Source organism: Pseudomonas sp. R62, from assembly GCF_000257605.1.
Classification (GTDB): domain Bacteria; phylum Pseudomonadota; class Gammaproteobacteria; order Pseudomonadales; family Pseudomonadaceae; genus Aquipseudomonas; species Aquipseudomonas atacamensis.
Map to the genome: position 1 here is coordinate 218,256 of NZ_JH635999.1, position 6,208 is coordinate 224,463.

General features: G+C 61.6%; 6 protein-coding genes. 2 read left to right on the forward strand and 4 right to left on the reverse strand.

Going from position 1 to position 6,208, the window contains the following annotated elements; genetic code table 11:
• Positions 1-76 precede the first annotated feature (76 nt).
• The 3 genes from OQK_RS19385 to OQK_RS19395 all read right to left on the reverse strand — a co-directional run bounded on the left by OQK_RS19385 (position 77) and on the right by OQK_RS19395 (position 3,522).
• Positions 77-1,288 carry a nitrate/nitrite transporter gene (locus OQK_RS19385; protein WP_016773839.1) on the reverse strand — a complete coding sequence of 404 codons (1,212 nt, stop codon included), beginning with the start codon at positions 1,286-1,288 and terminating at the stop codon, positions 77-79.
• 431 nt (positions 1,289-1,719) lie between these two features.
• Positions 1,720-2,295: an ANTAR domain-containing response regulator gene (locus tag OQK_RS19390; protein ID WP_007916390.1), complete on the reverse strand. Its 576-nt coding sequence runs from the start codon at positions 2,293-2,295 to the stop codon at positions 1,720-1,722.
• 15 nt (positions 2,296-2,310) lie between these two features.
• The gene (locus tag OQK_RS19395) at positions 2,311-3,522 is read right to left on the reverse strand and encodes a CmpA/NrtA family ABC transporter substrate-binding protein (protein WP_016773840.1); all 1,212 of its coding nucleotides are present in this window, start codon (positions 3,520-3,522) and stop codon (positions 2,311-2,313) included.
• A gap of 218 nt (positions 3,523-3,740) precedes the next feature.
• Between OQK_RS19395 and OQK_RS19400 the strand changes: the two genes are divergently transcribed.
• Positions 3,741-4,760, forward strand: a complete 1,020-nt coding sequence (locus OQK_RS19400) for a quinone-dependent dihydroorotate dehydrogenase (RefSeq protein ID WP_016773841.1) — start codon at positions 3,741-3,743, stop codon at positions 4,758-4,760.
• Positions 4,761-5,060: 300 nt separating this feature from the next.
• Here OQK_RS19400 and rmf read toward each other — a convergent pair whose 3' ends face one another.
• The gene (gene rmf / locus OQK_RS29395) at positions 5,061-5,276 is read right to left on the reverse strand and encodes a ribosome modulation factor (RefSeq protein ID WP_003223300.1); all 216 of its coding nucleotides are present in this window, start codon (positions 5,274-5,276) and stop codon (positions 5,061-5,063) included.
• Between the two features lie 530 nt (positions 5,277-5,806).
• Here rmf and OQK_RS19405 point away from each other — a divergent pair.
• On the forward strand, positions 5,807-6,208 hold a 402-nt coding region (locus OQK_RS19405; RefSeq protein ID WP_038861416.1), incomplete at its 3' end, for a THUMP domain-containing protein.

Consider the following 6,208-nt stretch of genomic DNA (forward strand, 5'->3'; position numbering starts at 1 on the left):
CAGGGCGTCCTGATTCTCCGCGCGCGGGCCGGTGGCGCTGGCTTCGGCGAAGCTCAGTTGCAGGGCCATTGGGGCCTCAGACCCGCGCCGCTGTCACCGCCGCCGAACCCCAGGTGGTTCTCCAGCGACGCTTGACGCCGTGCAGGCCAAACCATGCCAGCACGCCGAGGCTGGCGAACAACCACAGTGCCAGTTGATAGCTGCCGGTGCTTTGCTTGATCGCGCCCATGCCGGCCGCGAGGGCGAAGCCGCCGATACCGCCGGCCATGCCGATCAGCCCGGTCATCACGCCGATCTCCAGACGAAAACGCTGCGGCACCAGTTGGAAAACCGCACCGTTGCCCGCGCCCAAGCCGAGCATGGTGCAGACGAAAAGTGCCAGCGCCGCGTAGGAACTTGGCAGATTGAAGCCGACGGCGGCGATGCAGATGGCAGCGACGGTGTACATCGCCAGCAAGGTGCGAATGCCGCCGAAGCGATCGGCCAGCGCGCCACCCAGTGGCCGCATCAGGCTGCCGCCGAACACGCAGGCAGCGGTGTAGTAGCCGGCGGTTACCGGGCTCAGACCGTATTGATCGTTGAAGTAACCGGGCAGGGCGCTGGCCAGGCCGATGAAACCGCCGAAGGTGACGCTGTAGAAAAACATGAACCACCAACTGTCGCGATCACCGAGGGCCTTGAAGTAGTCGGCCATGGCTTTCGGTTTTGGCCGCTGCGGGGCGTTTTTTGCCAACAGGGCGAACAGCACCAAGGTCAGAACCAGCGGGATCAGGGCGAAACCGAAGACATTGCTCCAGCCGAACGCGGCGGCAATCACTGGCGCCAGCAGCGCGGCGAACACGGTGCCGGAGTTGCCCGCGCCGGCGATGCCCATGGCTTTGCCTTGGTGCTCTGGCGGGTACCACTGCGAGGCCAGCGGCAGCGCCACGGCAAATGATGCGCCGGCCATGCCGAGGAACAAGCCGAGGATCAGCGCCTGTTCATAACTGTGGATACCCAGTTTCCAGGCGCCGAACAGCGCGCAGATGACGATGACCTGGCCGATCAGCCCGGCGGTCTTGGGCGACAAGCGATCAGCGAGCATGCCCATGGCGAAGCGCAACACCGCGCCGGCGAGAATCGGCGTGGCGACGACGAGGCCGCGTTGCTGGGTGGTCAGGTGCAGGTCGGCGGCAATCTGCACCGCCAGCGGGCCGAGCAGGTACCAGACCATGAAGCTCAGGTCGAAATACAGGAAGGCCGCGAACAGGGTCGGGGTATGGCCGGATTTCCAGAAGCTTGAATTCATCGCGCACCTCGGCTGAAAAGAGTCTCGAAAGGAGTCATGCACAGCAGGTGGAGCGCCTCACGGCCGCACCACCGGCCCCGTTCTGTGGGGCCAAAACGCAAAAACGCCGCTACCTGATTCGCCGGGGGGCGAACGGGGTGAGCGACGTCTTTGTCGTAGGTGGGGCAACCGCCGTTGGTTACCTGTGCGGTTTACTTAGCGAGATTTGTGCCAACAGCTGAAAAGCAAAAGCCCCTCACCCTAGCCCTCTCCCAGAGGGAGAGGGAACCGAGCGGGGGATGGCCGAATCATTTGCCGATCTGAACGATTTCGAGTGAATCCATAATCGACTCGGTCGTTCAGGTCGGCGGACAGCGCAAGACAACGCGGTCGGTCCCCTCTCCCCCCGGGAGAGGGCTAGGGTGAGGGGCTCTTGATTTGCAGCGAAAATTTCAGCCCAGCAACTCACTCATGGCAATGATCTGCTCCGCCACCTGAATCAGCTTCTGCTGGCGGCTCATCGCCTGGCGGCGCATCAGCGTATAGGCCTCTTCCTCGTTGCAATCCTTCATCTTCATCAATAAACCCTTGGCCAGCTCAATGCGCTTGCGCTCGGCCAGTTGCTGATCGCGCGCCTGCAATTGCGCGCGCAGGGCCTGGTCACTCTCGAAGCGCGCCATCGCCACATCGAGAATCGGCTGCAACCGTTGTGCGTGAATGCCTTCGACGATGTAGGCACTGACCCCGGACTTGATCGCCTGACGCATCACCCCCGGGTCATGTTCGTCGGTGAACATCACGATCGGCCGGGGCTGGTCGCGGCTGACCAGCACCACTTGCTCCATGACATCGCGGCTCGGTGACTCGGTATCGATCAGGATCACGTCCGGGCGCACCGTTTCGACGCGCGCCGGCAGGTCGATGGTCAGGCCGGACTCGTCGATTACCTCGAAGCCGGCCTCGGTCAGCGCCGCTTTCAGGCGTCCGACTTTTTTCGCGGTGTCGTTGATCAGCAGAATGCGCAACATGTTCGCGGTCTCCTGTCAGCGGCGGGCGAGAAGGGGTGCATCGTCGTTCAACGCGTGCAGCTTGAAACTGCGCGCATAGCCCGCCGGATCGTTGCCGTCCCAGACCTTGCCGTCGAGCAACTGGCTGCTGCGCAGGTCGGCGTGCGAAGCCGCAATACCGACAGCGCTCGCTGCCTCGCGATACAGATCCAGACGCTGAACCTGGCGGGCGACGGCCAGATAATCCGGATCCTCGCGCAACAGACCCCAGCGACGGAACTGGGTCATGAACCACATGCCGTCGGAAAGGTAGGGCAGATTGACCTCGCCATCGCCATGAAAACGCAGCGCATGCGGGTCCTGCCAGCGATTGCCGAGTCCGTCGGCGTAATCCCCCATGAAACGCGGCTCGATGCACGCGGCGGGGGTGTCGAGGTATTCGGCGGCGCTGAGCAATTGCGCAGTGCTGCGGCGGTTTTCCGGGCTCTCTTCGATGAAGCGGCTGGCCTCAAGGATGGCCATGACCAGCGCCCGCGCGGTGTTGGGGTATTGCTCGACAAATTCCCGGGTGCAGCCGAGGACTTTTTCCGGGTGGTCGGGCCAGATGCTCTGGCTGGTCGCTAGGGTGAAGCCGAGATCCTGCTGCACGGCGCTGGCCGCCCACGGTTCGCCGACGCAAAAACCGTCGATGCGCCCGGCTTGCAGGTGCGCGACCATTTGCGGCGGCGGCACGACCACGCTGTCGACGTCCTGCAACGGATGAATGCCCTGGCTCGCCAGCCAGTAATAAAGCCACATCGCATGAGTGCCGGTGGGAAAAGTCTGGGCGAAGGTCAGTTTTGCGCGGCTTTGGTGCACATGCCGATCGAGCGCTTCAGGACTGTTCACGCCAGCCTGTTGCAAACCATGGGACAGGTTCAGGCTCTGGCCATTCTGGTTCAGACCCATCAGCACTGCCATGTCGGTGGGGGCGACGCCGCCGATGCCCAGGTGCACCGCGTAAACCAGTCCGTACAGGCTGTGCGCGGCATCCAGTTCGCCGCTGACCAGTTTGTCGCGCAAGTTGGCCCATGACGCCTGACGCTTGAGGTTCAGGGTCAGGCCGTAGGGCTGGGCGAAGCCCTGAGTGGCGGCGACCACCACCGAGGCGCAGTCGCTCAGCGCCATGAAGCCGAGATTGATCGCGCTCTTTTCCGGCGCGTCGCTGCCATTGACCCAGGCCAGAGGCCCCAAGGACGTTTCGTTCATACGCTACCTCAAAAAAAACGTCGTCCCGGATTCTGCGCAGGCAAAACCCGGGGACGACGCCATTGTCCTGGCCTGCGCGCCGTCATTGGTCGGCAGACTGATGAGCAGGGTGGTGCAAGGCATATGCCAGTCGCCTGATTCGCGCAGGCGCCTCGCGCCGGGGGACGATGCCCGGCTATAATCGCCGCCTCTTTTCGCCGCCCGAGTCATTGCCGCCCATGTACACCCTGGCCCGTCAGCTGTTGTTCAAACTTTCCCCGGAAACCTCCCACGATCTGTCGCTGGATCTGATCGGCGCGGGTGGACGTTTGGGCCTCAACGGCTTGCTGTGCAAGGCACCGGCGAAAATGCCGGTGACCGTCATGGGGCTGGAGTTTCCGAACCCGGTAGGGCTGGCGGCAGGTCTGGACAAGAACGGCGCGGCCATCGATGGCTTTGCGCAACTGGGTTTCGGTTTTGTCGAAATCGGCACCGTGACCCCGCGTCCGCAGCCGGGTAACCCGAAACCACGGATCTTCCGCCTGCCGGAAGCCGAGGCGATCATCAACCGCATGGGTTTCAACAACCTTGGTGTCGATAACTTGCTGGCGCGGGTCGCTGCGGCGAAATACCAGGGCGTGCTGGGCATCAATATCGGCAAGAACTTCGACACCCCGGTCGAGCGTGCGGTCGACGATTACCTGATCTGCCTGGACAAGGTTTACGCCCACGCCAGCTACGTCACCGTCAACGTCAGCTCGCCAAACACCCCGGGCCTGCGCAGCCTGCAGTTCGGTGACTCGCTCAAGCAATTGCTCGCTGATCTGGCCACCCGTCGCGCCGAACTGGCCCTGCGTCACGGCAAGCATGTGCCGCTGGCAATCAAGATCGCCCCTGACATGACCGACGAAGAAACCGCGCAGGTGGCCCAGGCATTGATCGAAACCGGCATGGACGCGGTCATCGCCACCAATACGACTTTGAGCCGTATCGGCGTCGAAGGCATGGAGCATGGCGACGAGGCGGGCGGTCTGTCGGGTGCGCCGGTGCGTGAGAAGAGCACCCATACCGTGAAAGTGCTGGCGGGCGAATTGGCCGGGCGCTTGCCGATCATTGCCGCGGGCGGGATTACCGAAGGCAAGCACGCGGCGGAGAAGATCACGGCCGGTGCAAGCCTGGTGCAGATCTATTCGGGCTTCATCTACAAAGGCCCGGCGCTGATTCGTGAATCGGTGGATGCGATCGCCGCGTTGCGCTGAGGATTGCCAAAGCCTTGTGCGGAGCCTTTGTGGCGAGGGGATTTATCCCCGCTGGGCTGCCCAGCAGCCCCAAACCTTGCACATTGATATGCCAGTTAAATTGAAATTCCGATTTCGCGACTGCTGCGCAGCCGAGCGGGGATAAATCCCCTCGCCACGTGGAACCCGGTTAACCCTTTTTGCAGGCATTAAAAAGGGCTCCTCGAAGGAGCCCCTGGGCCGTAGCCCGCCGTCCGGGAAGGACGTGCGTGGTTAATTCATTGCAAATTCAGATTGTCGTGTCGGAATAAATGCCCTGTGTCAGCCGACGGCGTGAAGTTCGTTGAGTCTGTGGATTCCCGCAGTGCCGGTCATACCGTCCCAGTTGTCGCCGCGTCCTTCTCGCCAGCCGTTGATCCAGGCTTGACGTACCGACGGTAGAGTAAATGGGCAAAGCTCACGGGATTTGCCACCAACGCCATATTGATATCCGCGCAAAAATGCTCTTTCCAACGGATCACGCTTAAGTCTTCTCATAGGGTGTTTCCCTCACTTGTTGACTGTAGTGTCGCGTTGACCTCAATTGAGGTCTGGCAGAAAAAACCTGCCATCGTGCGGCTCGCTGCCGGCGTGGCGAGCCAAGGTGTTGACGCCGTTGCGACGTCAACCTGTGCTCAGTTCTAACCAATGAGTCACACCGAGGGAATGATCGTTTTGTCATAAGCACGTAACGTAAAGGATGCTATGGCGATAAGTAACCGCTTATTTATTCAACGTTCAATGCGCAAACCCCGGTATGATCGGCGCCCCGCTGACTCAGGGGGTTAATCCTTTAGTGAGAATGACCCACGTTTGCGCTTGGGTAATATTCGACGAAGGGTCGCTTTCAGTCTTTTTGTTGCACCAACTTTTTTATCTGTCCCGGCATCTAAGCTCTTTTAACCCGAGCAGCGGGGATGGAACGGCACACCTTCGTGCCACGCGGGCGCTCTTTCAGAAAAGCGCCTGATTGAAAACCGGGTCGGCAATGCGTTGCCGGCCCACTAGCCAAAGGCTCTGGAATTACCATGTCCGATCGTTTCGAACTCTTCCTCACTTGCCCCAAAGGCCTTGAAGGCCTGCTCATCGAGGAAGCCGTCGGGCTTGGCCTTGAAGAAGCGCGCGAGCACACCTCCGCCGTGCGTGGCATGGCGACCATGGAAACCGCCTATCGCCTGTGCCTCTGGTCGCGTCTGGCCAACCGTGTGTTGCTGGTGCTCAAGCGTTTCCCGATGAAGGACGCCGAAGACCTCTACCACGGCGTGCTCGACATCGACTGGCAGGATCACATGCTCAGCGACGGCACCCTGGCCGTCGAGTTCAGCGGCCACGGCTCGGGCATCGACAATACCCACTTCGGCGCGCTGAAAGTCAAAGACGCCATCGTCGACAAACTGCGCACGCCGCAGGGCGATCGTCCATCCATCGAC

What these genes read in the sequence shown, in the direction of transcription:
- OQK_RS19385 (WP_016773839.1), bottom strand. Translation starts at nt 1,288, where the DNA reads ATGAATTCAAGCTTCTGGAAATCCGGCCATACCCCGACCCTGTTCGCG.
- OQK_RS19390 (WP_007916390.1), bottom strand. Translation starts at nt 2,295, where the DNA reads ATGTTGCGCATTCTGCTGATCAACGACACCGCGAAAAAAGTCGGACGC.
- OQK_RS19395 (WP_016773840.1), bottom strand. Translation starts at nt 3,522, where the DNA reads ATGAACGAAACGTCCTTGGGGCCTCTGGCCTGGGTCAATGGCAGCGAC.
- OQK_RS19400 (WP_016773841.1), top strand. Translation starts at nt 3,741, where the DNA reads ATGTACACCCTGGCCCGTCAGCTGTTGTTCAAACTTTCCCCGGAAACC.
- rmf (WP_003223300.1), bottom strand. Translation starts at nt 5,276, where the DNA reads ATGAGAAGACTTAAGCGTGATCCGTTGGAAAGAGCATTTTTGCGCGGA.